The sequence below is a fragment of the Pseudomonas sp. JS3066 genome (genome assembly GCF_036328175.1).
Taxonomy (GTDB): Bacteria; Pseudomonadota; Gammaproteobacteria; order Pseudomonadales; family Pseudomonadaceae; genus Metapseudomonas.
On record NZ_CP143312.1, the window covers coordinates 1,415,535 to 1,439,170 of the forward strand.

26 protein-coding genes are annotated in these 23,636 nt (G+C 63.7%); 13 read left to right on the forward strand and 13 right to left on the reverse strand.

All coding sequences use genetic code 11. From position 1 onward, the window contains the following. Nucleotides 1-56 precede the first annotated feature (56 nt). Nucleotides 57-608 carry a glutathione peroxidase gene (locus SA496_RS06750; protein WP_120651975.1) on the forward strand — a complete coding sequence of 184 codons (552 nt, stop codon included), beginning with the start codon at nucleotides 57-59 and terminating at the stop codon, nucleotides 606-608. Nucleotides 609-668: 60 nt separating this feature from the next. Here SA496_RS06750 and SA496_RS06755 read toward each other — a convergent pair whose 3' ends face one another. The 5 genes from SA496_RS06755 to SA496_RS06775 form a co-directional block, all read right to left on the reverse strand. Continuing rightward, nucleotides 669-1,937 (reverse strand): OmpP1/FadL family transporter, encoded by a 1,269-nt coding sequence (locus tag SA496_RS06755; RefSeq protein WP_280359905.1) that lies wholly within the window; start codon nucleotides 1,935-1,937, stop codon nucleotides 669-671. Between the two features lie 180 nt (nucleotides 1,938-2,117). Beyond that, nucleotides 2,118-2,597, reverse strand: coding sequence for a hypothetical protein (locus SA496_RS06760; protein ID WP_120651971.1), 480 nt, complete (start codon nucleotides 2,595-2,597; stop codon nucleotides 2,118-2,120). Nucleotides 2,598-2,840: 243 nt separating this feature from the next. Further along, entirely contained in the window at nucleotides 2,841-3,695 is an 855-nt protein-coding gene (locus SA496_RS06765) for a sulfurtransferase (protein ID WP_120651969.1), read from the reverse strand. Between the two features lie 106 nt (nucleotides 3,696-3,801). Further along, nucleotides 3,802-4,977: a cystathionine beta-lyase gene (gene metC / locus SA496_RS06770; RefSeq protein ID WP_120651967.1), complete on the reverse strand. Its 1,176-nt coding sequence runs from the start codon at nucleotides 4,975-4,977 to the stop codon at nucleotides 3,802-3,804. Nucleotides 4,978-5,190: 213 nt separating this feature from the next. Next, nucleotides 5,191-5,655: an Lrp/AsnC family transcriptional regulator gene (locus SA496_RS06775; protein WP_120651965.1), complete on the reverse strand. Its 465-nt coding sequence runs from the start codon at nucleotides 5,653-5,655 to the stop codon at nucleotides 5,191-5,193. Nucleotides 5,656-5,782: 127 nt separating this feature from the next. Between SA496_RS06775 and SA496_RS06780 the strand changes: the two genes are divergently transcribed. Beyond that, entirely contained in the window at nucleotides 5,783-6,592 is an 810-nt protein-coding gene (locus SA496_RS06780) for a lysophospholipid acyltransferase family protein (RefSeq protein WP_120651964.1), read from the forward strand. A 130-nt stretch (nucleotides 6,593-6,722) separates the two neighbouring features. Here SA496_RS06780 and SA496_RS06785 read toward each other — a convergent pair whose 3' ends face one another. Beyond that, nucleotides 6,723-7,784 (reverse strand): SMP-30/gluconolactonase/LRE family protein, encoded by a 1,062-nt coding sequence (locus SA496_RS06785; protein ID WP_120651962.1) that lies wholly within the window; start codon nucleotides 7,782-7,784, stop codon nucleotides 6,723-6,725. A 412-nt stretch (nucleotides 7,785-8,196) separates the two neighbouring features. On the opposite strand from SA496_RS06785, the gene dapA reads away from it, so the two are divergent. The 6 genes from dapA to SA496_RS06815 all read left to right on the forward strand — a co-directional run bounded on the left by dapA (nucleotide 8,197) and on the right by SA496_RS06815 (nucleotide 13,438). After that, complete coding sequence (gene dapA, locus SA496_RS06790) at nucleotides 8,197-9,051, forward strand: 4-hydroxy-tetrahydrodipicolinate synthase (RefSeq protein WP_120651960.1); 855 nt, start codon at nucleotides 8,197-8,199, stop codon at nucleotides 9,049-9,051. 110 nt (nucleotides 9,052-9,161) lie between these two features. After that, on the forward strand, nucleotides 9,162-10,289 hold the full coding sequence (gene rnd / locus SA496_RS06795; protein ID WP_120651958.1) for a ribonuclease D: 1,128 nt from the start codon (nucleotides 9,162-9,164) through the stop codon (nucleotides 10,287-10,289). A gap of 46 nt (nucleotides 10,290-10,335) precedes the next feature. Further along, nucleotides 10,336-10,629 carry a YcgL domain-containing protein gene (locus SA496_RS06800; RefSeq protein WP_120651956.1) on the forward strand — a complete coding sequence of 98 codons (294 nt, stop codon included), beginning with the start codon at nucleotides 10,336-10,338 and terminating at the stop codon, nucleotides 10,627-10,629. Further along, entirely contained in the window at nucleotides 10,629-11,558 is a 930-nt protein-coding gene (locus SA496_RS06805) for a D-2-hydroxyacid dehydrogenase (protein WP_153917957.1), read from the forward strand. Before SA496_RS06800 ends, SA496_RS06805 begins: the two co-directional genes overlap by 1 nt. 81 nt (nucleotides 11,559-11,639) lie before the next feature. Further along, nucleotides 11,640-12,089, forward strand: a complete 450-nt coding sequence (locus SA496_RS06810) for a YcgN family cysteine cluster protein (RefSeq protein ID WP_120651953.1) — start codon at nucleotides 11,640-11,642, stop codon at nucleotides 12,087-12,089. Nucleotides 12,090-12,214: 125 nt separating this feature from the next. Continuing rightward, nucleotides 12,215-13,438 carry a hypothetical protein gene (locus tag SA496_RS06815; protein ID WP_153917961.1) on the forward strand — a complete coding sequence of 408 codons (1,224 nt, stop codon included), beginning with the start codon at nucleotides 12,215-12,217 and terminating at the stop codon, nucleotides 13,436-13,438. A 105-nt stretch (nucleotides 13,439-13,543) separates the two neighbouring features. Here the strand turns inward: SA496_RS06815 and SA496_RS06820 are convergent, their stop codons facing one another. After that, nucleotides 13,544-14,239 carry a type 1 glutamine amidotransferase domain-containing protein gene (locus tag SA496_RS06820; protein ID WP_120651949.1) on the reverse strand — a complete coding sequence of 232 codons (696 nt, stop codon included), beginning with the start codon at nucleotides 14,237-14,239 and terminating at the stop codon, nucleotides 13,544-13,546. A gap of 41 nt (nucleotides 14,240-14,280) precedes the next feature. Next, entirely contained in the window at nucleotides 14,281-14,652 is a 372-nt protein-coding gene (locus SA496_RS06825; RefSeq protein WP_162945896.1) for a YajD family HNH nuclease, read from the reverse strand. Nucleotides 14,653-14,780: 128 nt separating this feature from the next. On the opposite strand from SA496_RS06825, the gene SA496_RS06830 reads away from it, so the two are divergent. Next, nucleotides 14,781-15,113: a hypothetical protein gene (locus tag SA496_RS06830; protein WP_330115192.1), complete on the forward strand. Its 333-nt coding sequence runs from the start codon at nucleotides 14,781-14,783 to the stop codon at nucleotides 15,111-15,113. Here SA496_RS06830 and SA496_RS06835 read toward each other — a convergent pair whose 3' ends face one another. Then, complete coding sequence (locus SA496_RS06835) at nucleotides 15,114-17,156, reverse strand: S9 family peptidase (RefSeq protein WP_330115193.1); 2,043 nt, start codon at nucleotides 17,154-17,156, stop codon at nucleotides 15,114-15,116. 95 nt (nucleotides 17,157-17,251) lie between these two features. On the opposite strand from SA496_RS06835, the gene SA496_RS06840 reads away from it, so the two are divergent. The 4 genes from SA496_RS06840 to SA496_RS06855 all read left to right on the forward strand — a co-directional run bounded on the left by SA496_RS06840 (nucleotide 17,252) and on the right by SA496_RS06855 (nucleotide 20,485). Continuing rightward, complete coding sequence (locus SA496_RS06840) at nucleotides 17,252-17,731, forward strand: MFS transporter (protein WP_330115194.1); 480 nt, start codon at nucleotides 17,252-17,254, stop codon at nucleotides 17,729-17,731. Nucleotides 17,732-17,861: 130 nt separating this feature from the next. Then, nucleotides 17,862-18,635 (forward strand): class II glutamine amidotransferase, encoded by a 774-nt coding sequence (locus tag SA496_RS06845; RefSeq protein ID WP_120651927.1) that lies wholly within the window; start codon nucleotides 17,862-17,864, stop codon nucleotides 18,633-18,635. 16 nt (nucleotides 18,636-18,651) lie between these two features. Beyond that, nucleotides 18,652-19,176, forward strand: coding sequence for a DUF2937 family protein (locus tag SA496_RS06850; RefSeq protein WP_153917967.1), 525 nt, complete (start codon nucleotides 18,652-18,654; stop codon nucleotides 19,174-19,176). Nucleotides 19,177-19,459: 283 nt separating this feature from the next. Then, nucleotides 19,460-20,485 carry a sterol desaturase family protein gene (locus SA496_RS06855; protein ID WP_120651923.1) on the forward strand — a complete coding sequence of 342 codons (1,026 nt, stop codon included), beginning with the start codon at nucleotides 19,460-19,462 and terminating at the stop codon, nucleotides 20,483-20,485. 45 nt (nucleotides 20,486-20,530) lie between these two features. Here the strand turns inward: SA496_RS06855 and SA496_RS06860 are convergent, their stop codons facing one another. The 4 genes from SA496_RS06860 to SA496_RS06875 form a co-directional block, all read right to left on the reverse strand. Next, a complete protein-coding gene (locus SA496_RS06860; RefSeq protein ID WP_120651921.1) occupies nucleotides 20,531-21,025 on the reverse strand; it encodes a PaaI family thioesterase in 495 nt (164 codons plus the stop codon). 81 nt (nucleotides 21,026-21,106) lie between these two features. Further along, nucleotides 21,107-22,285, reverse strand: a complete 1,179-nt coding sequence (locus tag SA496_RS06865; protein WP_120651919.1) for a vWA domain-containing protein — start codon at nucleotides 22,283-22,285, stop codon at nucleotides 21,107-21,109. 31 nt (nucleotides 22,286-22,316) lie between these two features. Beyond that, complete coding sequence (locus SA496_RS06870; RefSeq protein ID WP_120651917.1) at nucleotides 22,317-22,712, reverse strand: GFA family protein; 396 nt, start codon at nucleotides 22,710-22,712, stop codon at nucleotides 22,317-22,319. A 74-nt stretch (nucleotides 22,713-22,786) separates the two neighbouring features. Next, nucleotides 22,787-23,632: an AAA family ATPase gene (locus SA496_RS06875; protein WP_077524947.1), complete on the reverse strand. Its 846-nt coding sequence runs from the start codon at nucleotides 23,630-23,632 to the stop codon at nucleotides 22,787-22,789. Nucleotides 23,633-23,636 lie beyond the last annotated feature (4 nt).

Sequence of the window (23,636 nt, forward strand, 5' to 3'; positions counted from 1 at the left end):
GGCGCTGCACTTGGCAGTAGCTTAAGCGGATCAATCGACCTGCGCCGGAGTCCGCCATGAAAGCCTCGCCCATCCTCTTCCTGTCGCTTGCCTTGCTCGGCGGCCAGGCCATGGCTGCCGAATGTCCTTCGCTGCTGCAGCACGAGCTGCCGCAACTTCGTTCCAAGAACACCATCGACCTTTGCCAGCGCTTCGCCGGCAAGCCGCTGGTGATCGTCAACACCGCCAGTCACTGCGGTTTCACCCCGCAGTTCAAAGGGCTTGAAGCGCTCTACAAGCGCTATAAGGACCAGGGGCTGGAAGTGCTCGGCGTGCCTTCGGACGACTTCAAGCAAGAAGCCGCCAGTACCGAGGAAACCGCCAAGGTCTGCTACGTCAACTATGGTGTGACGTTCGCCATGACCCAGCCGCAGCACGTCACTGGTGACGAGGCGACACCGCTTTACAAGGAACTGATCGCCCAGTCAGGGCAGAAACCGCGCTGGAACTTCTACAAGTACGTGGTGGATCGCCAGGGCAAGGTGATTGCGCACTTCTCCAGCCTGACCAAGCCCGACGACCCTGATCTGCTGAAGGCCGTGGAGCAGGCGTTGGCAAGCCGGCCGTGATTGGCGAACCATGAAAAAAGCCCGGACAAGTCCGGGCTTTTTTGTGGCGCTGATTCCTGCTTAGAAGCGGTAGGTCAACTGCGCACCCAGGCCGTGGGCACTGTTCTGGAAGGTGGCGCGATAGGCCCCTTTGGAGGCGCTGACCTGATTGATGTCGGCGTCATCTTCCTTCAGGTAGGAGTAGGCCACGTCGACGGTCACGTCGTCGTTGGGGCTCCAGGCGGCGCCCAGGCTGAAGATCTTGCGATCATTGGTCGGGATGCGCGGCGAGCGGTGCTCATTGCGGGCCGGGGACTGGTCGTAGGCGAGACCTGCACGGAGGGTCCACTGCTGGTTCAGCTTGTAGGCCGCACCTACGGCGTAGGACCAGGTATCACGCCAGTCCTGCTCTTCGGTGATGGTGCCGAGGGCCGGTGCCAGCAGTCCGCGAACCCCCTCGTTATCCACCTTGATTTCTTCCAGGCGGCTCCAGCGGGTCCAGGTGCTGCCGGCGTAGAGGGTCCAGGCGTCGTTCAGGTCGTGGGTGACGGAGAAGTCGACCGATTCCGGGGTCTCCAGGTCCAACGAGGCATCGTACTTGCCGGCGGAGCTGGCCAGTACCGGGCCACTGCCGGAAACGGTGGTGTCGCCCTTCAGCTTGTAGTCCACCTTGGAGTGGTAGGTCAGGCCGAAGCGGGTGCGCGGGTCCAGCTCGAAGAGGATGCCAGCGTTGAAGCCCAGCGCGGTGTCGTCGCCCTTGACCTTCACGCGGCCGTCGTTGCGGCCCGGGGACAGCGGGTTGAGCACGGAGGAGGTCAGCTCGCCGTCGATGCGGTTGATGGTGGGGCCGAAGCCGACGGACAGCTGGTCGTTGATGCGATAGCTGACGGTGGGCTGCAGGGTGATCACGCGCACTTCGCTCTTGTCGCCGTAGTAACGGCCGGCGAAACCGGTTTCGTAGTCGGTGATCAGGCCGAAGGGCACGTACATGCCGAGGCCGAAGGTCCAGTTGTCATCGATCGGCTTGACGTAATAGCCCATGGGAACGCCCACGGTGGGAACCATGTCGCCATCGTTGCTGCCACCGAAAGTACCGCGAGCGTCGTCGATATCGGTCTTCGCGAAGATGGCGGCGGCGCCGACGCTGACCTGCTCGCGCTTCAGGCGCGACATGCCGGCGGGGTTGCCGTACACGGTGGTGGCGTCGTCGGCGGAGGACGAACGGCCGGCGAAGGCGGTGCCCATGCCACTCACGCTTTGCTCGTTGAGGGCGAAGCCAGCGGCCAGGCTGTAGCTGGAAGCGGCGCTGACGGCCAGGGCGAGGGCGGTCTTGAGGACTCTGCTTATCACGGTGAACTCCTGATCGGTCGTGCAAAGGGCGGCACGCTAACAGGAATCCACCGGCCTGGCCAGCTTGGAAAAGTACGGCAATAAGTATTGTAAGATTGTCGAACAAAAGGCAAAACGATGGCATTTTCGTCGATCGTGCAGAGCGCTTGGTACGCTTGTTCCTGACTGGTTGGTCAATGATCAGGCGACCTGGCAGAGCCCTCCGACATGGCGCTGCCAGGCGTCGATGAACTCCCGTGGACTGCCGTCGGGCTGGAAGACCTGGCGCCAGATCATCGCCATGCCGATCAGGTCATCTGCGGCGGGAAGTACTAGAACGGTCGATTCCACCAGCATCCAGGCGATAGCAGTGGCGTAGCGCAGGTTGACGATCAGTTCCAGGTGCGGAGCGGTGAGAAAGGCATGCTGGCTCGCCAACCCGCGTACCTGGCTGGCGAGTTCCGGGTCATGGGCCAGGTGCTGGTCCCAGAGTTGCTGGTGGCGTTCGTCGCTGATGCGGTAGAGGCCGCGTCCCGCACCGCAGTCCAGGGCAGCGCCGAGGGCGGATTGGCAGGCGGCGGCGCCCAGCAGCAGGCTTTCGGCGGTGGGGGAGGGGCGCTGCAGGTAGAGCAGCGTCGGTCGTATCACATGCTGGCGGAGATCGCTGGCGGCAATTCCCATATGGCCCTCGCGAAAGGTGCCGGCGGGGCCGGGGCGTTTTGGCAGCTTCTCATCGTTCTAGGAAAGAGCCCCACCGGGAGCGGAGTTAGCCGCTCGATTTGAAGTCTAGTGCGATATTCCTGCTGTAAAGGCCTGTTTTTAAACTGTTTCAGGCTTCTGGTTATTGTCTATATAGCTGCCTGTGATTAAAAAACATCCAGCGCACAAGGGCCGCCAGGTCCCTTGTGCGCTGGCATTCAGGGCTTATTCGCCAGTGGCCAGCGGCCGCGAAGGCTGAGTGATCCACTCGCTCCAGGAGCCGGCGTAGAGCCGTGCGAGAGGGTAACCGGCGAGGCTCAAGGCGAAGAGGTTGTGGCAGGCAGTGACGCCAGAGCCGCAATAGGCCACCAACTCGTCCAGTGGACGATCACCGATCAGGGTGGCGAAGCGCTGCTTGAGGGCGTCGGCCGGGAGGAAGCGACCATCGCTGCCGAGGTTATCGGTGAAGGCGGCGCACTGGGCGCCCGGAATATGGCCGGCGACCGGGTCGATGGGCTCCACTTCTCCCTTGAAGCGGGGTAGCGCGCGGGCGTCCAGCAGGGTCAGATTCGCATTGCCCAGGCGCTGCTGGAGGTCGTCGGCGTCGACCAGCAGGCTGGCGTCGGGTTGCCCGGAGAAAGTGCCGGCCTGCGCCGTTGGTGTTACGGCGGTCAGCGGCAGTTCTGCATCTCGCCAGGCCTTGAGGCCGCCATCCAGGAGGAATACGCCGTCGCGTTTGCCCAGCCAGGCCAGTAGCCACCAGGCGCGCGCGGCGAATGCGCCGGGGCCGTCGTCGTAAAGCACGATGGTGCTGTCGGCAGCGATGCCCCAGTCGCGCAGTTTTCCGGCCAGAGCCGTCGGGTCCGGCAGCGGATGGCGGCCGGTCACGCCACGGATCACTGGGCTGGAAAGGTCACGTTCCAGGTCGGCGAAGCGGGCCTTGGGAATGTGGCTCTCGTTGTAGCTGCGCTGGCCGTAGGCCGGATCGTCGAGGGAGAAGCGGCAGTCGAGGATGATCAGGCCCGGTTCATCCTGGCGGGCACTGAGTTGGGCAGGGCTGATGAGCTGTGCGAGCGACATGGCGGGTTCCTTGTCGTGACCATTGTTGTGGCAAGCATCATAAGGACGCCCGCACTGGCTGTCGCGCGCTATTGGCGGCGGCGCGGAGCCCGCGCCGCCCGCGGGGTCAACGGCAGATGGCGCGAAGACGCTGGAAGCCAGCGTCAAGGTCGGCGATCAGGTCGTCCGGATGCTCCAGGCCGATGTGCAGGCGTATCAGCGGGCCGTCGGCCTTCCAGGTCGTCGCGCTGCGATGGGCGCTGGGATTGGTCAGCAGGATGAGGCTCTCGAAGCCGCCCCAGCTGAAGCCCATGCCGAACAGGTTCATGCCGTCGAGCATGGCGCGCACGGCTTGCTCTGGCATCGCCTTTAACATCACTCCGAAGAGACCGCAGGCGCCGCTGAAGTCGCGTTTCCACAGCTCATGGCCGGGGGCGCCGGGTAGGGCGGGATAGAGGATGCGTTCCACTTCCGGCTGCTCGGCCAGCCACTGCGCGACCTTTTCCGCGTTGCGCTGGTGGCGTTCCAGGCGCGTGGACAGGGTACGCAGGCCGCGCAGGGCAAGGTAGGCATCGTCGGCGCTGACCGACAGGCCGAGCTGCTTGTAGAAGCCGCGCACCTGGGGGAACAGCGCCTCGGTGGTCATGATTACGCCCATCAGCACGTCCGAGTGGCCGACGATGTACTTGGTGGCGGCGTGGATGGAGATGTCTACGCCGTGCTTGAAGGAAGCGAAGTGCACCGGGGTGCCCCAGGTGTTGTCGAGCATCACCAGGGCACCGTGGGCATGGGCGACCTCGGCTATGGCCGGCACATCCTGTACCTCGAAGGTCAGGGAGCCAGGAGATTCGAGGAACACCACACGGGTATTCGGACGGATCAGCTCGGCTATGCCGCCGCCGATCAGCGGGTCGTAGTAGGTGGTCTCGATGCCGAAGCGCTTCAGGGTTTCGTCGCAGAAGGCGCGAGTCGGGTCGTACACCGAATCGGTCATCAGCAGGTGGTCGCCGGGCTTGAGGGTCGCCAGCAGGGCGGTGGTAAGGGCGCTCAGGCCGCTGGGGGTGAGCATTGCCCCGAAGGCGCCTTCCAGGCCCGCCAGGGCATGTTCCAGGGAGCGGGTGGTGGGGTTGCCATGGCGTCCGTAGGTATTGAGGGTGCCGCTCTGCGCGTGCAGGGCTTCCACGGTGGGGAAGAGCAGCGTGGAGGCGCGATAGACCGGTGTATTGACGGTGCCGCCGACCCGGCCCCGTTCGCGACCTTCATGGGCCAGGAGTGTTTCAAGGTGCAGCTTGCGGTCGTCCACCTGGTGTTTCCTCTGATTCCGGATAGCGAAAAGTATGCGCCTGCCTGGCGATGGCGGCGTCTGGAGTGGAAGAAAGATTACGGGTGGGGGCGGGGAAATTCTTTGCTTTGATTTGCGAGAGTAGGTTTTTGTGTAGGAAATAAATCTACAAAGTAGGAGAATTTGGAAAAATATTTCCTGCCATGCATCCGGATCGGGAAGGCAACCTTCGTTCTACAGCGCCAGGTGGCCGAGCGGCAGTGCCGTGGTGTGCTTGATCACTTCCATGGCGAAGCCGGAGCTGACGTCGGATAGGTCCGCGACGCGGATCAGGCGCTTATATACCGCGTCGTAACCCTTGATGTCCGGTACCACGATTTTCAGCAGGTAGTCGACATCGCCGGTCATGCGGTAGATCTCGACGATCTCGGGAATGTCGCGGGTGCCTTCGATGAATTGTCGGGTCCAGTCGTCGCTGTGGCGGCTGGTGCGGATAGTGACGAATACCGTGACCCCTAGGTTGAGCCGCTCGGCATCGCAGAGCGTCACCTGTTTACGGATTACCCCGTCCTCACGCAGTTTCTGCAGGCGTCGCCAGCAGGGCGTGGGGGAAAGATTCACCGCTTCGGCGAGCTCCGCAAGGGAGATGGAGGCGTCCTGCTGCAGGAGTTCGATGATCTGCAGGTCTTTCTTGTCCATGGGGGCGGGTCCGTGGCGGAGGCGTTTGGTCAGGAGGCTGGCGTGCCAAGTGTGTCGAAACGATGACAATCGGCATCATAAGGTCACCCGCGCATGAAGTCGCCCGGGGAGAAGATGGGAGAGCTAAATGCCAAGCCTGCAAATTCTGAGTGAACGTGCCTCGCTGATCCGCCGTCTGGGCGTGATCCTGGGGACTCTTTCGGTGGTCTTCTACTACTGCTGCCTTGTGCTGATGCGCGCGCCGCTGGGGCGCCTCGACCGCGCCTGTGTGGACCGCTATACCCGTGCCATGTCACGCCTGCTTCTGCGCCTGGTGCGCATGGACCTGTCGGTGCACGGCGCGATACCTGATTTCAATGATGGCCGCCGCTATCTGGTTCTTTGCAGCCATTCCAGCCATTACGACATTCCGGCCAGCTTCGTCGCGCTGCCGGGGTCGATCCGCATGCTGGCGAAGAAGGAACTGTTCCGCATTCCCTTCCTCGGCCCGGCCATGCGTGCGGCGGAATTCCCCTCCATCGATCGGCACAACCGGCGCCAGGCCCTGGCTGATCTGGCCACCGCTCGGCAGATGATGGAAAGCGGCATCGTCCTCTGGGCTGCGCCCGAGGGCACCCGATCCGCCGATGGCCGTCTGCTGAAGTTCAAGAAGGGCTGCTTCCATCTGGCGCTGGATACCGATGCGGTGATCATTCCCGTGTCCATCCGCGGCATCCACCGCGTGCTGCCGGCCCGCACCTTCCGCCTGAACCTTGGGCAGAAGGTGGAAGTGCACGTGGGCGAGCCCATCGATGCCAGCCGGTACGGCCCGGAGCGGCTCGGTGAGCTGATGGCCGAGACTCGCGAGCGGATGGAGGGGTTGCTGGGGCAGCAGCTCGGTGACGCCACGAATCCTGACGGGGTGACTTCTTATCCACCTCCGGCGCGAACCTTGTAGGAGCTGGCTCGCCAGCGAAACGGGGTCATTCGCTGGCAAGCCAGCTCCTACGGGCAATGCAGCTGCTTGCAATATGCAATGCAGACATAGCCATTTCATTCGCCAAGCAGTGCAAGGCTCGCCTCGGTGTTCAACGAATCTTCAATTTCCCGATCCGGTCATTGTCGAGGCTGCCGAAATACAGGTAGTCCCCCACCGGCTTGACCGACGTCACCATGCGCAGGTGGGTGCCGCTGGTGTCGTGCAGGCTATGGACGATCTCGCCCTTCTCGTTCAGTTGGATAGCGAAACCGTAGGACACCGGTTTGGGCCAGAACATGCGCGGCAGCTTGGCGATCTGCGCCTTCAGCCAGGGCTGGGTATGGAGGAAGTCGGCATCGGACTTGCGCGGGGTGGGCAGGGCGACCCAGAAGGTGCCTTGGTGATCACCTTGCAGGTTGTCCGGAAGGCCCGGCAGGTTGTCGATGAACACGTCATGGGTGCCGGCCTTCTCGCCGCTCAGCCAGTAGCGGGTGATGCGATAGCGATAGGTTTCGTTGACCAGCACGAAGTCCTCGTTGGCGGACAGCGCCACGCCGTTGGCGAAGTACAGGTCCTTGAGCAGCACTTCGGTGTTGCCTGTGGCCGGGTCGAAGCGCATCAGCCGGCCGTGGGGGCGGGCCTCGAGCAGGTCGAGCAGGTAGTCCGGTTGCTGGAACTTGCTGGAGGCGTCGGTGAAGTAGATGCGGCCGTCCTGGGCGATATCCAGGTCGTCGGTGAAGCGGAACGGCACGCCTTCGGCCTCGGTGGTCAGCACGCTGATCTTGCCTTGCGGGTCGATGCGCAGCAGGCCCTTGTAAGCGTCGCCGACGATCAGGTTTCCGGTTGCGTCGAAGTCCATGCCCAGGGGGCGGCCGCCGGTTTCGGCGAAAGTTTCGATCTCGCCTTTGTCGCTGATACGCACGATGCGGCCGTCATGCAGGCCGGCATAGAGGCGTCCCTGGGGATCGATGGCGGTGTCCTCCGGGCCATGAATCTGACCCTGGGCAATGAGCTCGGCCTTCATCAGTGTGTCGTTGGGTTCCAGTACGCCGGTCATGGTCGGTGCCTTGGGGGCCTCCCATGCCTGCGGATCGATGGGGGAGGGGGTAATCGCGAGATAGACCGTCAGGGCGACGATCAGCAGGGCGAACACGCCCAGCAGCTTCTTCATCTTCTTGTATCCATTGAGGTGGGATGGCGGCCGGAGCCTTGTTCTTCTGCGCGGGCTTTTTTAGCAGTCGTCTGCCACAGGCGCCAGGGCTGAATGTTGCCGCATTAGACAGAGCGCAGTTGACAGTGCCGGGGCCGCCTGCGCAGTATCTGGCCCTCGCTGCACTCACCCGAGCATTCAATGCCTGCCATCGCCTTCTTCGCCGCTTCTGCCCTGGTCTTCCCGGCCCAGGCGTCGGCTATTGGCGTTGCCGCAGGTAAATCGAAGAAACAGTCGCTCATTTGACCGGGGCGCGCTGTCCCGTCAGATGGGCTGACAGGACAGTAGGCGCGAAGTAGGTCGATCCTCCCTCGAATTTCCTCCCTGTATCCCTCCGACGGTGACTTTGACGGTCAGCCAATGGAGATCTGCAATGCCTGTGTTTTCTGGAATCTGGGTTGCCCTGGTAACCCCCTTCAACGATGGCGCCATCGACTTTCCGGCCTTGCGCCGCCTGGCCCGGCATCTTCTGGGCGAAGGCGTCGCCGGTCTGGTGGCCTGCGGCACCACGGGAGAGGCGGCCGCGCTGTCGAAGGTGGAGCAACTGGCGGTGCTGGATACGCTGCTGGAAGAAGTGCCTGGTGACCGACTGGTAATGGGGATGGCAGGAAACAACCTGGCGGAGGTTCTCGAGTTCCAGAGCGAGGTGCAACGGCGGCCAATCGCCGGCGTGCTGGTTCCGGCGCCTTATTACATCCGTCCATCCCAGGACGGCTTGTTGGCCTGGTTCGGTGCCATCGCCGATGCCTCGACCGTGCCGGTGATCCTCTACGACATTCCCTATCGCACCGGCGTGCGCATGGAGCTGGCGACCCTGCGCCAACTCGCCCGCCATCCCCGCGTGGCAGCCATCAAGGATTGCGGCGGCAACCCGGAAACCACCCAAGCGCTGATCGCCGATGGCGAGCTGGACGTGCTGACGGGCGAAGACGGGCAGATCTTCACCACCCTTTGCATGGGCGGCCGCGGTGCGATCTGCGCATCGGCGCATATCCATCCGCGACAGTTCGTGCACATGGCCGAATGTATAGGCAAGGGTGAACTCGAGGCCGCGCGCGCGATCTTCCAGAAATTGCAGCCGCTGATTCGCCTGGCCTTCGCCGAGCCGAATCCGGCGCCGGTGAAAAGCCTGCTGGCGATTCAGGGGTTGATCCAGGATGAGTTGCGCCTGCCCATGCAGCGCAGTTCCGAAGCCTTGCGCCAACGCCTCGGCGCCGAGCTGGCCTAGGCGTTTGCCCGCCCCGCGCAAATGGCAGCGGCGGGGCGGGGGCGATGCAAGGCGCGAAGCGAGCACGCTGCGCGATATATACTGCGCGCCACTGATTCAAGGAGAGCCCTGTGGCCATCGACATTATCTGGATCCGCGACGACGCTGCGCTGGCCAAACACTGCGCCGAGTGGCGGCGCCTGCCCTTCGTGGCCCTGGACACCGAGTTCATGCGGGTCGACACCTTCTATCCCAAGGCCGGCCTGGTGCAGATCGGTGACAGCGAGCGGGCGTACCTGGTCGACCCATTGCTGATTCGGGACTGGTCGCCTTTCGCCGAGCTGCTGGAAGATCAGGCGGTGCTCAAGGTGCTGCACGCCTGCAGCGAGGACCTGGAAGTCTTCCTGCGCCTGACCGGTGCCATGCCGCAGCCTCTGCTGGATACACAACTGGCTGCCGGCTATCTCGGCATCGGTTATTCCATGGGCTATTCGCGTCTGGTGCAGGCGGTGCTCGGCATCGACCTGCCCAAGGACGAAACCCGTTCCGACTGGCTGCAGCGACCGCTCACCGACATGCAGGTGCGCTATGCCGCCGAGGACGTGCAGCACCTGGCCGAGCTCTATGCCGCCCTGAAGCCGCGCCTGACCGAGCCCAAGCGTGACTGGGTGCTGGAGGATGGTGCCGAACTGGTGGCCAACCTGCGTCGAGAAATCCTTCCTGAAGAGCTCTATCGCGAGGCCAAGCTGGCGTGGAAGCTCTCCCGCGCCCAACTGGCCGTACTTCGCGAGCTCTGCGCCTGGCGCGAGATCGAGGCCCGCCTGCGCGACCAGCCGCGCAACCGGATCCTGCGCGAGCACAGCCTATGGCCGCTGGCGCGCTTCCAGCCGGACAACCTCGTGGCGCTGGCGCGAATCGACGACATGCACCCGCGTACCGTGCGCCAGGACGGCAATACGCTGCTCAAACTGATCCGCGATGCCGCCGAGACACCGCCTGACCAGTGGCCCGAGGCACTGCCCGAGCCGTTGCCGCCCGAGGCTTCGGCGCTGCTGAAAACGCTGCGCGCTGTCGGCCAGGCCGAGGCAGAGCGCCTGGGGATGGCTCCTGAACTCATGCTGCGCAAGAAACACCTGGAGGCCCTGTTGAAAACCGGCTTCCCCAACGGCCCCTATACCCTGCCTGAAGGGCTGCGTGGCTGGCGCCGTGAGCTGATGGGCCAGGCCCTGCTGGATACCCTGGCCGCGGCCGGCCAATGAACCTTTCCGCCGTGCCTCTCGCACGGCCTGCCCCACGAGCCCGATCATGAAACGTATCTGCTCCATCTACAAAAGCCCGCGCAAGAACGAGATGTACCTCTATGTCGACAAGCGTGAAGCCCTGAGCCGCGTGCCCGAAGGTCTGCTCACCGCCTTTGGCGCCCCGCAGCACACCTTCGACCTGGTGCTCAGCCCCGAGCGCCAACTGGCCCGTGAAGACATCGGCAAGGTGCTGGAGAACATCGAGAAGCAGGGCTATCACTTGCAGATGCCGCCGGCCCAGGATGAGTACATCGAGCACCTGCCGGAAGAACTCCTGCGGATGAACGACCCCATCTGATGAAGATCCTCATCGCCGAATCCGAGTTCGCCCTCTACGCCGACCTGCTGCGCACCGAGTCCGGTCTGCAGCTTCACGGCGGCAGCGAGGTGGAGCGCCTGCAGGACGCCGCGCGCGAGTGCACGGTGTGGCTGGGCGAGCCCGACCTGATGGCTGAGCTTCTGCGCAAGGGCTGCAAGCCGGAGTGGATGCAATCCACCTGGGCCGGCATCACCCCGCTGCTGGCCACCGACCTGCCCACGGATTATCGGCTGACCCGTGCCGTTGGCATCTTCGGCCAGGTCATGGCCGAGTACGTGCTCACCTACCTTCTTGCTCACCAGCGGCAGCTCTTCTCGCGGGTTGCCGCACAAACCGAGAAGCGCTGGGACAACCGCCTGCCACGCAGCCTGGAGGGCAAGCGGGTGCTGATCGTCGGTGCGGGGGACATCGGGCAGAGCGTTGCCGGGTTCCTCGAACCCTTCGGCATCGAACTGCATGGCATCGCCCGCGAGCCGCGCCAGTTCGAACCTTTCGAACGGGTCTCCGGCATGGAGGCACTGGCCGAGCAGGTGGCCTGGGCCGACTGCGTGGTCAACCTGCTGCCCGACACCCCGGCTACCCGTGACATCTACGACGCCAGAATCTTCGCCTGCATGCAGCCGACCGCGTTGTTCATCAACGCCGGACGTGGTGTGGCGGTCGTTGACCATGACCTGGTGGCGGCGCTGGAGGCCGGCCAACTGGCCGGGGCGGTGATCGACGTCTGCCGCGAAGAACCCTTGCCCGCCTGGCATCCGTTCTGGGGCGCGCCCAACCTGCTGGTCACCGGCCACAGCTCTGCACCGACGCTGCCCAGTGCCATGGCCCGGCTGTTCGTCGAGAACCTCAGCCGCTATCGCTCCGGCGCGACCCTGCGCGGACAAGTCAACTTCGAGCGCGGCTACTGACGAGCCGCGCGTCAGCTCTGCTTGGCCGACACCCTGGACGCGACTAGAATACCGCCCCCCGAACCAACCCCCCCGCATACCATGGCCGCCAAAGTCGAACCCTTCTGGAAGCGCAAGACCCTCGAACAGCTCGATCAGGAGGAGTGGGAATCCCTCTGCGATGGCTGTGGCCTGTGCTGCCTGCAGAAGCTCGAAGACGAGGACGACGGCAGCGTCTACTACACGCGTATCGCCTGCAAGTTGCTGGATCTCAATACCTGCCGCTGCACCGACTACGCTAATCGTCGTCAGTTCGTTGCCGACTGCATCCAGCTCACCCCGGCCCAGGCCGACGAGTTCCGCTGGTTGCCGCCCACTTGCGGTTACCGCCTGGTGGCCGAGGGCAAGGACCTGCCGCCGTGGCACCACCTGATCTGCAATGACCCCGAAGCGGTGCACAAGGCAGGTATTTCCCAATCCGGTCGCATGCTGAGCGAAAGCAGCGTGGCGGAGGATGATTGGGAGGACTACCTGATTTTCCGCGCCGGCTAGCAGGCGGTTGAAAACGGGCCGACTCGCTCACTTTTTCAATGAGCCGCCGGGCCGGTCATGGATCAAACCGCCGTCTTTCGAGTCTCAGGGACTGACCGTCACACCCACCAAGGAAGCCATCCTCGATGTCCGCCCGTTCCCAGCTTCTGCTGTCCACCGTCCTGCTGACCCTGAGCGCCCCGTTGTGGGCGGCCAAGAAGGTCGATCTCGACTATCAGGTTCGCTTCTTGCCCGAGAGCGACCAGGCCGAAGTCAGCCTGGTGCTGGAGAAGGGCGACGGCGTGCGTGGACTGCGTTTCGACCTGGGTGACAAGGGCTACTACAGCGACTTCAAGGCCAGCGGCGACTGGAGCCAGGAAGACCCCGGCCATGGCACCTGGATACCCGGAAAGGGCAAGGCCAGCCTGAGCTACAAGGTACGCATCAGCCATCCTCGTGGCGACGGCCGCTTCGATGCCCGCATGACCCCCGACTGGGCGCTGCTGCGTGGCGACGACCTGGTGCCTGCCGCACGCCTGGACCTGGCGGACGGCGTCGACTTGGTGGCGCGCCTGCAGTTCGATCTGCCCAAGGACTGGGAATCGGTGGAAACCGGTTGGCCGCGCATCGGCAAGAACCGTTTCCGCATCGACAACCCCGAGCGCATGCTCGACCGTCCCACCGGCTGGATCCTGGCCGGCAAGCTGGGAAGCCGCCGCGCCACGCTGGGCAATACCGACGTCACCGTGAGCGCTCCGGTGGGCGAGGGCATGCGGCGCATGGACATCCTGACGATGCTGACCTTCGTCTGGCCCCATGCCCAGGAAGTTTTCCCCCGCGAGCCGGGCAAGTTGCTGATCGTCGGCGCCAACGACCCCATGTGGCGTGGCGGCCTGTCGGCACCCAACTCGTTATTCATGCACTCGGCGCGTCCGCTGGTGAGCGAGAACGGCACCAGTTCGCTGGTGCATGAACTGGTGCACGTACTTAGCCGCATAAGCGATACCGACCGCAGCGACTGGATCAGCGAAGGCGTGGCCGAGTACTACGCCATCGAACTGATGCGCCGCGCTGGCGGCCTGGGCGACGATCGCTACGAAGCCATTCGCAAGCAACTGCGCCAGTGGAGCAAGAAAGTAGACAGCCTGCGCGGCGAACACGCCAGCGGCCCGGTCACCGCACGCGCCGTCCTGCTGCTTCAGGACCTGGACAAGGAAATCCGCCTGCGCACCGACGGCCAGCGTTCCATGGACGATGTCGCCCGTGGCCTGATGCGCCTGGACAAGGCCAGCACCAAGGACTTCATCGAGATCAGCGAGAACATCATGGGCGGCGCGTCGGACGTGCTGGATACCAAACTGTTGCGTTGATTGTTGCTTTACATCGTGGGAGCGAATTCATTCGCGAATGGCCGTGCTTGGCGCAGCCTGTATCGCGAATGAATTCGCTCCCACAAGTGCCCCCTCGCGGGATGCCTATATCTCCCCCCGTCGACCGCTCAATAGTTCCAGAATGGCGGCCGCCGTCGCCTCGGACGATGCCGGGTTCTGCCCGGTGATCAGGTTTCCGTCGGTGACCACATGGGGCTGCCAATCCGCCACCTTGGAGTAATGGCCGCCTTTCTCCTTCAGCGCGTCCTCCAACAGGAAGGGCACTACCTCGGCCAGGCCAACGGCGGTTTCCTCGGAGTTTGCGAAGCCGGTTACCGCGTTGCCCTGTACCAGCGGCGCGCCGTCCGGTGCCTTGGCATTCAGCAGTACGGCCGGCGCGTGGCACACGGCACCCACCGGCTTGCCGGCGGCGTAGAAGCTTTCGACCAGCACGATGGAATGGAGGTCGTCCACCAGGTCCCACATCGGGCCATGGCCGCCAGGATAGAAGAGGGCGTCGTAGTCAGCCGGCGCCAGCCCGGCAAGCATGTGGGTATTGGCCAGCGCACGGCGCGCTTCGTCATCCTCGCGGAAGCGATGGGTCGCTTCAGTCTGCGCCTCCGGGTCGTCGCTCTTCGGGTCCAGTGGTGGCTGCCCGCCCCTGGGCGAGGCCAGTACCACCTCGGCGCCCGCGTCGCGAAATGCGAAGTAGGGCGCGGCGAACTCCTCCAGCCAGAATCCGGTCTTCTTGCCGGTATTGCCCAACTGGTCGTGGGAGGTCAGTACCATCAGGATCTTCATCGTGATCTCCTTGTGGACTCGGTTACGAACGGCCCAGCGGGCTATTCCTCGCGCTTCAACAGGTCGCCAATGTCGGCGAATGCCTTGTAGGTGGCACGCGGCCCTTGCCGCGCACCGGGTTTCTCATCGTTTTGCCACTGCTGGTCGGTGTAGCGGGCGTGCTCGTTGTCATGGCAGTAGAGACAGAGCAGCTCCCAGTTCGAACCATCGGGCGGGTTGTTGTCATGGTTGTGATCGCGGTGATGCACCGTTAGTTCGGAGAGGCGCTTGCCACTGAACTCGCGACCGCAGCGGCCGCATACCCAGGGGAACAGCTTCAGTGCCTGCTCGCGATAGCTGTGTTCGCGCCGTTTGCGCTCGTCGGCGAGCAGCTTGTCCAGCTTGTTTGCTGAGGGGGGCGTACTCATCGCCAGCTCCTGTGCCTGCATCTGAGAAAAGTCTAGTTCCGGGCGCGGTCGATCGCCGACAGCCCGTCGCATGGGGGAACACCCCGGCGTGCGGGGATTAGACTGATCAGGGTGATGAGCAGGAGGCCGGCACGATGATCCGTTCCCGAGTTCCACTACTGCTGGCGCTGGCGCTGGCCCTGATGACCGGTGCGGCAACGGCACAGAACCCACCTCTGCTGCGGGCGCCGCTGCAGGCGCCGGCAGGGGCGCCCGGTACCGTCAGTCCGCAGCCTTATCCCCAGGTGGTGCCGCGCGCGGTTACCAGCCCCGCGCCGCAGAGTGGCAGCCCGCAGATGATGAAGCGGCCGGACCAGGAACAGCGCCTGCGCGAATCCATGGAACAGCGCGATCAGTCGATCCCGGTGCTGGAGCAGCAACTGGAACGCAACTCCAGGGGACTGGGCACCGGCACAGGTAATCCCTGATTACTGCGGGAGCAGGCCAAGCACCTTCAGCAGGAACGCATATTCCAGCGCAACATCGCGTAGCGCCTGGTAGCGGCCGCTCATTCCGCCATGTCCGGCACCAAGGTCGGTCTTGAGCAGCAGGGGGTTGCCATCGGTCTTAGACGCGCGCAGGCGGGCGACCCACTTGGCCGCTTCCCAGTACTGCACGCGGCTGTCGTTATAGCCAGCCACCACCAGCATCGCCGGATACGCCTGGGCGCGAACGTTCTCGTAGGGCGCGTAGCTCTTGATGCGCGCGTATACCTCCGGCTCATTCGGGTCGCCCCATTCGTCGTACTCGGTCACTGTCAGCGGCAGATCGGGGTTCTGCATGGTGTTGAGGACGTCGACGAAGGGGACTTCGGCGATGGCCGCGCCGAACAGGTCGGCGCGCAGGTTGAGCACGGCGCCGATCAGCAGGCCGCCAGCGCTGCCGCCGCTGACCGCCAGTTGTGCCGGGGTTGTGTAGCCCTCGGCGATCAGGTGCTCGGCGCAGGCGATGAAGTCGCCAAAGGTATTGGCCTTGTGCTCCAGCTTGCCGGCGCGGTACCAGGCCTCGCCCAGTTCGCCTCCGCCGCGCACATGGGCGATGGCAAAGACGAAGCCGCGTTCCAGAAGGCTGAGGCGCGCATGGGAGAACCAGGGATCGAGGCTTTCGCCGTAGGCGCCGTAGCCATAGAGGTAGAGCGGGGCGGGCATGCCCAGGCTGTCGCGGCGGGCAACCAGGCTGATGGGAATGCGTGTGCCGTCCGCCGCCGTGGCCCAGAGACGCTGGCTGACGTAGGCGTCCGCATCGAAGGGACCCTCTACCGGCGTTTCCTTGAGCACCACCTGCGCTCCACTGGCCAGGTCAAGCTGGCGGACCTGGGCTGGGCGATTCAGTGCCTCATAACGCAGACGAATCACCGGGCTGTCGAACTCCAGTGTGTCCTGTACGTAGAGGCTGTAGGCGGCGTCCGGCAGTTGTAGTGGGTAGGGTGCGCCGCCTTCAGGGTGCACCTGGATCAATGGCAGGCCACCTTCACGCAGGCTGAGGGTGTAACCACCGGCATTCAGGCTGACGCCTTCCAGCATGCGTGTTTCGTCGTGGGCGATCAGTTCCTGCCAGTGGCTGCGGGCGGGCGCGGCCTCCGTCGCCTTGTACAGGGCGAAGTTGATGCCGGTCTGGTTGCTGCGGATCAGCCAGGTCCACTGTCCGTCCAGCTTGCCGTGGTCCGCGTAGTACTCGTGGTCCTCTTCGCGGGGTGCCAGGCAAGTCCAGGCACCGCTCGGGGTATCGGCATCCAGCACCCAGGTTTCGCTGGTGGTCTTGCTGTTCAGCAGCAGGATCAACTGGCGCTCGGAGCTGGCGCGATAGCAGTGCAGGAAGAAGCGCCCGTCGGCCTCCTCGAAGACCTGTTCGGCGCTGGCTTCACCCAGGCGGTGGCGGTGCAGGCGATGCGGTCGGTGGGTTTCGTCCAGTTCGCCGAAGAACAGCGTGGCGCTGTCGTTGGCCCAGGTCATGCTGCCGTCGCACTGCTCGAAGGGCAGTGCGGTCACTTTTCCCGTACCCAGGTCCTTGACGAACAGTTGGTAGATTTCGTCGCCGCTGGTATCCAGGCTGTAGGCCAGGCGCGAATGATCCGGGCTGACGCTGAAGGCGCCGAGCGAAAGGAACCCGCCGTTCGCCAGCAGGTTCGGGTCCAGCAGCAATTCCTCGGCATCTTCGTCCAGGATCAGCGAGCCGTCCGCTGGACGCGGACAGCGGTAGTGACGGGGGTACTCGTCGCCAGCGGTGGTGCGCTGATAGTAGAGCCAGGGGCCCCAGGGCACTGGTAGCGACAGGTCGGTCTCGCGGATGCGACCCTTGATTTCCTGGAACAGCGCTTCGCGCAGATCCTTCTGTTCGGCCAGCTCGGTTTCCAGCCAGGCGTTCTCTGCTTCGAGGTGGGCGAGTACGTCGGGCGCGTCGCGTTCCTCCAGCCAGCGGTAGGGGTCGTCACCGGGTTCGATACGGGCGATGGGGGCTTGGGGCATGGGCACTCTCGAGGGCAGGCGGTACGGCGACGGCAGGAGCGCCGGAACCGCGAAAAGCGTTTATCATAAGCGCCCTTTTGCCAGCCTTGCCACGGACGCCAATGACTGAAAACGACTACCTGCTCGCCTGGGCCGCCTACGGAGTCGCCGCGCTCGGCTGTCTGCTGGTCTGGTTTCGCCTTACCGGCTGGATGTGGCGCTGGCTGCGCGAGCCGCTGCGCCTATTGGTAGCGGTGTTGCTGCTGACACCGACCATCGTCGACCCGGGCAAGGACCTGTTCGCCCCGGCTGTGGCCATCACTGCGCTCGACGTGGTCTTCAAGGTCGGCAACAACGCCTGGAAGGCGACCCTCGACCTGACCATGTACAGCATCATTGCCCTGGCCTTGTACCTGGTATTCGCCGGTATCCGCTGGCCCATCGAGAACAAGCTCAAGGCGCGCCGCGCCGAGCGAGAAGCCGCCCAGCAGGCCGCTGACGAGCCGACCTTGCGTGAGGTGATGCGCGATAGCCGACCTGACGCGGACACCCGCCTCGACCAGAATGGCGACCGCCGACTGCGCATCGAGCCCCGCCTCTGACCTGCCGGACCTTGCGACTCGGCCACAGGGCGTTCAGCATGGGCCACCCCGGCCTGGAGCGCTCTGATCGACTTCCCGGCCCGGGAAGTATTTCCAATCTCCAGAACGCCTGACGCCAGAGTCCTGAACCATGTGCGAATTGCTCGGCATGAGCGCCAACGTCCCCACCGATATCGTTTTCAGCTTCACCGGCCTGATGCAGCGCGGCGGCGGCACCGGCCCGCACCGCGATGGCTGGGGCATCGGATTCTATGAAGGACGAGGCCTGCGCCTGTTCCAGGACCCGTCGGCGAGCGTGGAGTCCGAAGTGGCGCGCCTGGTGCAGCGCTACCCGATCAAGAGCGAAACGGTGATCGGCCACATCCGCCAGGCCAACGTTGGCAAGGTCTGTCTGTCCAATACCCATCCCTTCGTGCGTGAACTCTGGGGGCGCAACTGGTGCTTTGCGCATAACGGCCAATTGGCCGGTTTCGAACCGCCAAAGGGCTTTTACTGTGCAGTGGGGGATACCGATAGCGAAGCCGCCTTTTGCGACCTTCTGAACCGCGTGCGCGGTGCTTTCCCCGAGCCGGTGATGGCGGAAATTCTCCTGCCGGTGCTGATCCAGGCATGCTTCGAGTATCGCCAGAAAGGCGTATTCAACTGTCTGCTCAGTGACGGCGACTGGCTGTTCAGCTTCTGCTCCACCAAGCTCGCCCACATCACCCGCCGAGCGCCCTTCGGTCCGGCACGCCTGAAGGACGCCGACCTGATCGTGGACTTCCAGGCCGAAACCACGCCCAACGACGTGGTCACGGTGATCGCCACCGAGCCCCTGACCGACAACGAAACCTGGAACATCTACCAGCCGGGCGAGTGGATCCTCTGGCGCCGTGGCGAGATCGTCACCCAGGGCCGGGCCTGACGCGGAGAATCAGGGAATGTTGCGAAGCTACCTGCGACTGGTCCTCTTCACTCTCGGCCTGCTGATCGGCGTACAAGTGCCAGGTTTCATCGATGACTACGCCAAGCGCGTTGACGCCCATCGACTGGAGGCGGAACAGGGGCTCAAGGGGTTCCGCGAGACCGCACAGCGCTTTTTCCAGGGCGACCTCAACGTTCTGGTGGAGCATTACCGCGCAAGCACGGACGAGGTCATGCGCAGCGATGCCGACAGCGTCGCCCACCTTGTAGCTCGCAATGACCTCATGCAACGGGAATGGCAGGCTCTGCAAGGCCCATGGTACCAGCGCGCCTGGCATGTCCTGGCCACTGCAAACCCCGAACTGCGTCAGGAAACCCTCGCGGTCTACAGCTACCAACTCCTGCTCAAGCCCGAAGCCATTGCCTGGGGCCTCAGCTCTGGAGTGCTGCTGGCCTGGGTGGTGGAAAGCATCCTGCTGCTCATCGGTGCCGCAGCCGGTGTGGGCCGCAACAGGAAGGTGCAGCAGCGGCACAGGCTCTGAGCCCTGCACACATTCGGACGATGGGAGCGATTTGAATCGCGAATGAGTTCGCTCCCGCTGCCAGCATGTAGCGGTAGGGTGGACTGCGCACCACCCGTCCACCATTCGAGGCCCGCTGTAGCGCTGCTGGTTGCGGGCTTGTCCCGTCCGACAAGCAAAGGTCAACGCTGCATCGGCTGACTAATGCCGGTGGTCGCCTGTACGCAATGCGAACAAGGCGAATTCGTAGATGATTCCCAATTTGATTTAATATGCCCGTCCTTTAGATTGAGGCCAGCCTTTCATGGATGCTCTCTCGCATGCCTATGACCGTCTGGCCGAATGGGTGATCGACCCGGTCGTCCAGCAATTCGCCGGCATCTTCGACCTGAATGGCCGCTTCGGCGTGCTGTTCCTCGGCATTTCGTACTGCATCGCCTATGCGCTGTTCCGCTTCAGGAAGCACCGTGGCCTTACCAAGGCGAACTCCTTCTGGCAGTTCATCGGCGGTCGCCAGGTGTACTTCCACCGCTCGGCGCTGCTCGACTACCGCTACTACTTCGTCCGCGGCATCCTCAAGGTCGCCGTGGTCCTACCCATAGTCGGGCTGGTCGACCCGCTCATACTCCGTTCTGGAGACTACGTCGCCTTCTTTACCAACCTCTGGGGGGCGCGCCCGCAACTGGGCGAGAACCTCGGGCTTTCCCTGCTCTTCGGGCTGGGCGTATTCCTGGTGAAGGATTTCGTGCACTACTGGGCTCACCGGGCCTTTCATTCCCGTTGGCTCTGGGCCTTCCACAAGGTTCACCACTCGGCGCCCGTGCTGGTGCCGGCGACGGCGAGCCGCGTCCACTTCGTTGAGAAGATTGTCGAGAAAGTGGCCACCGGCGTGGTCCTGGGCGTCTACATTGGCGCCTTCTGGTACACCTGCGGCGGCGAGATCAGCCGCTACACCTTGTTTGGCGTCACCTACCTGGTGTTCATCTGCAATGCCTTGGCGGCGAATCTGCGTCACAGCCACGTCTGGCTGTCGTTCGGTCCCGTGGTCGAGCATGTGCTGAACAGCCCGGCCCAGCACCAGATCCACCACAGCGACGCGCCCCGGCATTTCAACAAGAATTTCGGCACCAACCTGTCGATCTGGGACTGGATGTTCGGCACGCTCTACGTCACCACCTCCAGGCCTGAGGATCTTCGCTTCGGCACCCTGGAAAAGGACCACGACCGCTACCTGACGATCTACAGCCTGATCGTTACTCCATTCGTGGATACCGCGCGCAGGCTCGCGAGGGCGAAGCGCCCGCAGCGATCTCCGCTGCGCAATGGCTGAGCCGGGGCGACGCCTTTGGCTGACTCCGCTGGGCTCCCGCGTTGCTCAAGACTCGCGACTATGGGCCGAGGCAGCCAGTTGACCGGTGTCCACCCGGACGAATACGGAATCGCCAACGGCGGTCAGCAACTCTCCCGCATAAACCTCGCAGATCACCCGGGTCTTGCGGCCCGCTTCGCCCTCCAGCCGGGCGCGCAGCAGCAGCGGCACGCCCATGGGCGTCGGCTTGATGAACTTGATGCCGAGATTGCCGGTGACGCACTCGATGCGCGGCAGGCTACCGGGCTCGCGGCCCTCGGCGCGGTAGTGGTAGGCCATGGCGGTCCAGTTGGAGTGGCAGTCCACCAACATGGCGATCAGCCCGCCATACACCAGGTCCGGCCAGCCACAGTACTTGGCATCCGGCATGTGTTCGGCCACGACGTGTACGCCGTCCTCGTGCCAGTGGCTCTTGATTTGCAGTCCATGATGATTGCGACCGCCGCAGCCATAGCAGACGCCGTCCGGCGCGGCGGTGTCCTGCAGGGAGATGTCTTGCATGATCGACTCGTTTCGAAGGAATACGCGCCAAGCCTAGCGGCTTTGGCAACAAAGCAGAACGGGCCCCGCAGGGCCCGTTGCTCATTTGGACAGAAACTTCATCCCGTCCTCCAACCCCTGCAGGGTCAGTGGGAACATCTGCTCGTTGATCAGTTCGCGGACGATGTTGGTGGAGGAGGTGTAGTTCCAGGTGTCTTTGGGGTAGGGGTTGATCCAGATGAGCTTCTTGTATTTCTCCATGAAGCGTTTCATCCAGACGTAGCCCGGCTCTTCGTTCCAATGTTCGACGCTGCCGCCGGCCTGGGTGATTTCGTAAGGGGCCATGGCGGCGTCGCCGACGAAAACCACTTTGTAGTCGGGACCGTACTTGTGCAGCAGGTCGAGGGTGGAGGTGCGCTCGGAGGTGCGACGCAGGTTGTTTTTCCACACTGACTCGTAGATGAAGTTGTGGAAGTAGAAGTACTCCAGGTGCTTGAACTCGGTCTTGCAGGCGGAGAACAGTTCTTCGCAGACCTTCACGTGGGCGTCCATGGAGCCGCCGATATCCAGCAGGAGCAGCAGCTTCACAGTATTGCGGCGTTCCGGGCGCATCTGGATGTTAAGCAGGCCGGCATCCTTCGCGGTGTGGTCGATGGTGCCTTCCAGGTCCAGTTCTTCTGCCGCACCTTCGCGGGCGAACTTGCGCAGGCGGCGAAGGGCGACCTTGATGTTGCGGGTACCGAGTTCCACTTGGTCGTCGAGGTTCTTGTACTCACGCTGATCCCAGACTTTGACGGCCTTGCCCTGGCGCTTGCCGGCATCGCCCACGCGAATGCCTTCGGGGTTGAAGCCGCCGGAGCCAAAGGGGCTGGTACCGCCGGTGCCGATCCACTTGTTGCCGCCGGCATGGCGTTCCTTCTGCTCTTCCAGACGCTTCTTGAACTCTTCGATCAGCTTGTCGAGGCCGCCCAGGGTCTGGATTTGCGCCTTTTCCTCGTCGGTCAGCATGCGTTCGAACTCCTTGCGCAGCCATTCCTCGGGAATCAGCGCCTGGAGGTAGTCGTCGAGCTTTTCCAGGCCTTTGAAGTAGGCACTGAAGGCTCGGTCGAACTTGTCGAAATGGCGTTCGTCCTTGACCAGCACCGTGCGGGCGAGGAAGTAGAACTCGTCCATGTCGGCGAACACCACGTTGTGCTTCAACGCGTTGATCAGGTCCAGCAGCTCGCGGACCGAGACCGGCACCTTGGCTGCGCGCATTTCGTTGAACAGGTTGAGCAGCATGGCTGCACCCTCGTTGTTTATCTGTAGGGCCTCAGGAGCGGGGCTCCTGGGGCAGGCCGTCGGCGATGGCGTACCAGTCGGCCTTGGATTCCGAGTAGATGTGCTTCTGCGGGATGGGGCTCAGCGGTGAATCCAGCGTGCCCAGCGTGACGCCAACCCAGTCGGGGTTGGCGCTCTGGCTGTACCACTGCAGGGTCGACCCACACTGCCGGCAGAAGGTCCGGGTCACGCCGGGAGAGGAGTGGAACTCGCCAACCATGTCCTCGCCTTGCACCCAGCGGAAGCTGTTCCAGTGCACGGTGAAGTAGGTGCCGAAGGCCGCACCGTGGCCCTTGCGGCATTGGCTGCAATGGCAATGGGTGGCGGATTCGATGGGCGCGTCGATCTCGTATTTCACTGCGCCGCACAGGCAACTGCCGTGGTGCATGGCTTCAATCTCCTGCGTTCGGCCGGGCTTCCTTCATCCCGACCCTCTCCGGAGGGAGAGGGGGGAATCGGCACTCAGCGGCTGGCGCGGCGGCTCATGAAGGCCAGTCGTTCCAGCAGTTGCACGTCCTGCTCGTTCTTCACCAGGGCACCAGCCAGCGGCGGGATGGCCTTGGTGGGGTCGCGTTCGCGCAGCACGGCTTCGCCGATGTTGTCTGCCATCAGCAGCTTCAGCCAGTCCACCAGTTCGGAAGTGGAAGGCTTCTTCTTCAGGCCAGGGACCTTGCGCACATCGAAGAACACGTCCAGGGCCTCGGCCACCAGCGAGTTGCTGATGTTCGGGTAGTGCACGTCGACGATTTTCTGCAGCGTGTCGCGGTCGGGGAAGGCGATGTAGTGGAAGAAGCAGCGGCGCAGGAAGGCGTCCGGAAGTTCCTTCTCGTTGTTGGAGGTGATGATGATGATTGGGCGCTGCTTGGCCTTGATGGTCTCGTTGGTCTCGTAAACGTAGAACTCCATCTTGTCGAGTTCTTGCAGCAGGTCGTTGGGGAACTCGATGTCGGCCTTGTCGATTTCGTCGATCAGCAGGATGACGCGCTCTTCGGATTCGAACGCCTCCCACAGCTTGCCTTTCTTGATGTAGTTGCGAACGTCGTGGACCTTGTCGGAGTCCAGCTGGGAATCGCGCAGACGGCTCACCGCGTCGTACTCGTACAGGCCCTGGTGAGCCTTGGTGGTCGACTTGATGTGCCAGGTGATCAGCTTGGCGCCGAAGGCGGCGGCCAGTTGCTCGGCCAGCATGGTCTTGCCGGTACCCGGTTCACCCTTGACCAGCAGCGGGCGCTGCAGGGTGATGGCGGCGTTCACCGCGAGCTTGAGGTCGTCGGTGGCGACGTAGGACTGGGTGCCTTCGAACTTCATCAGT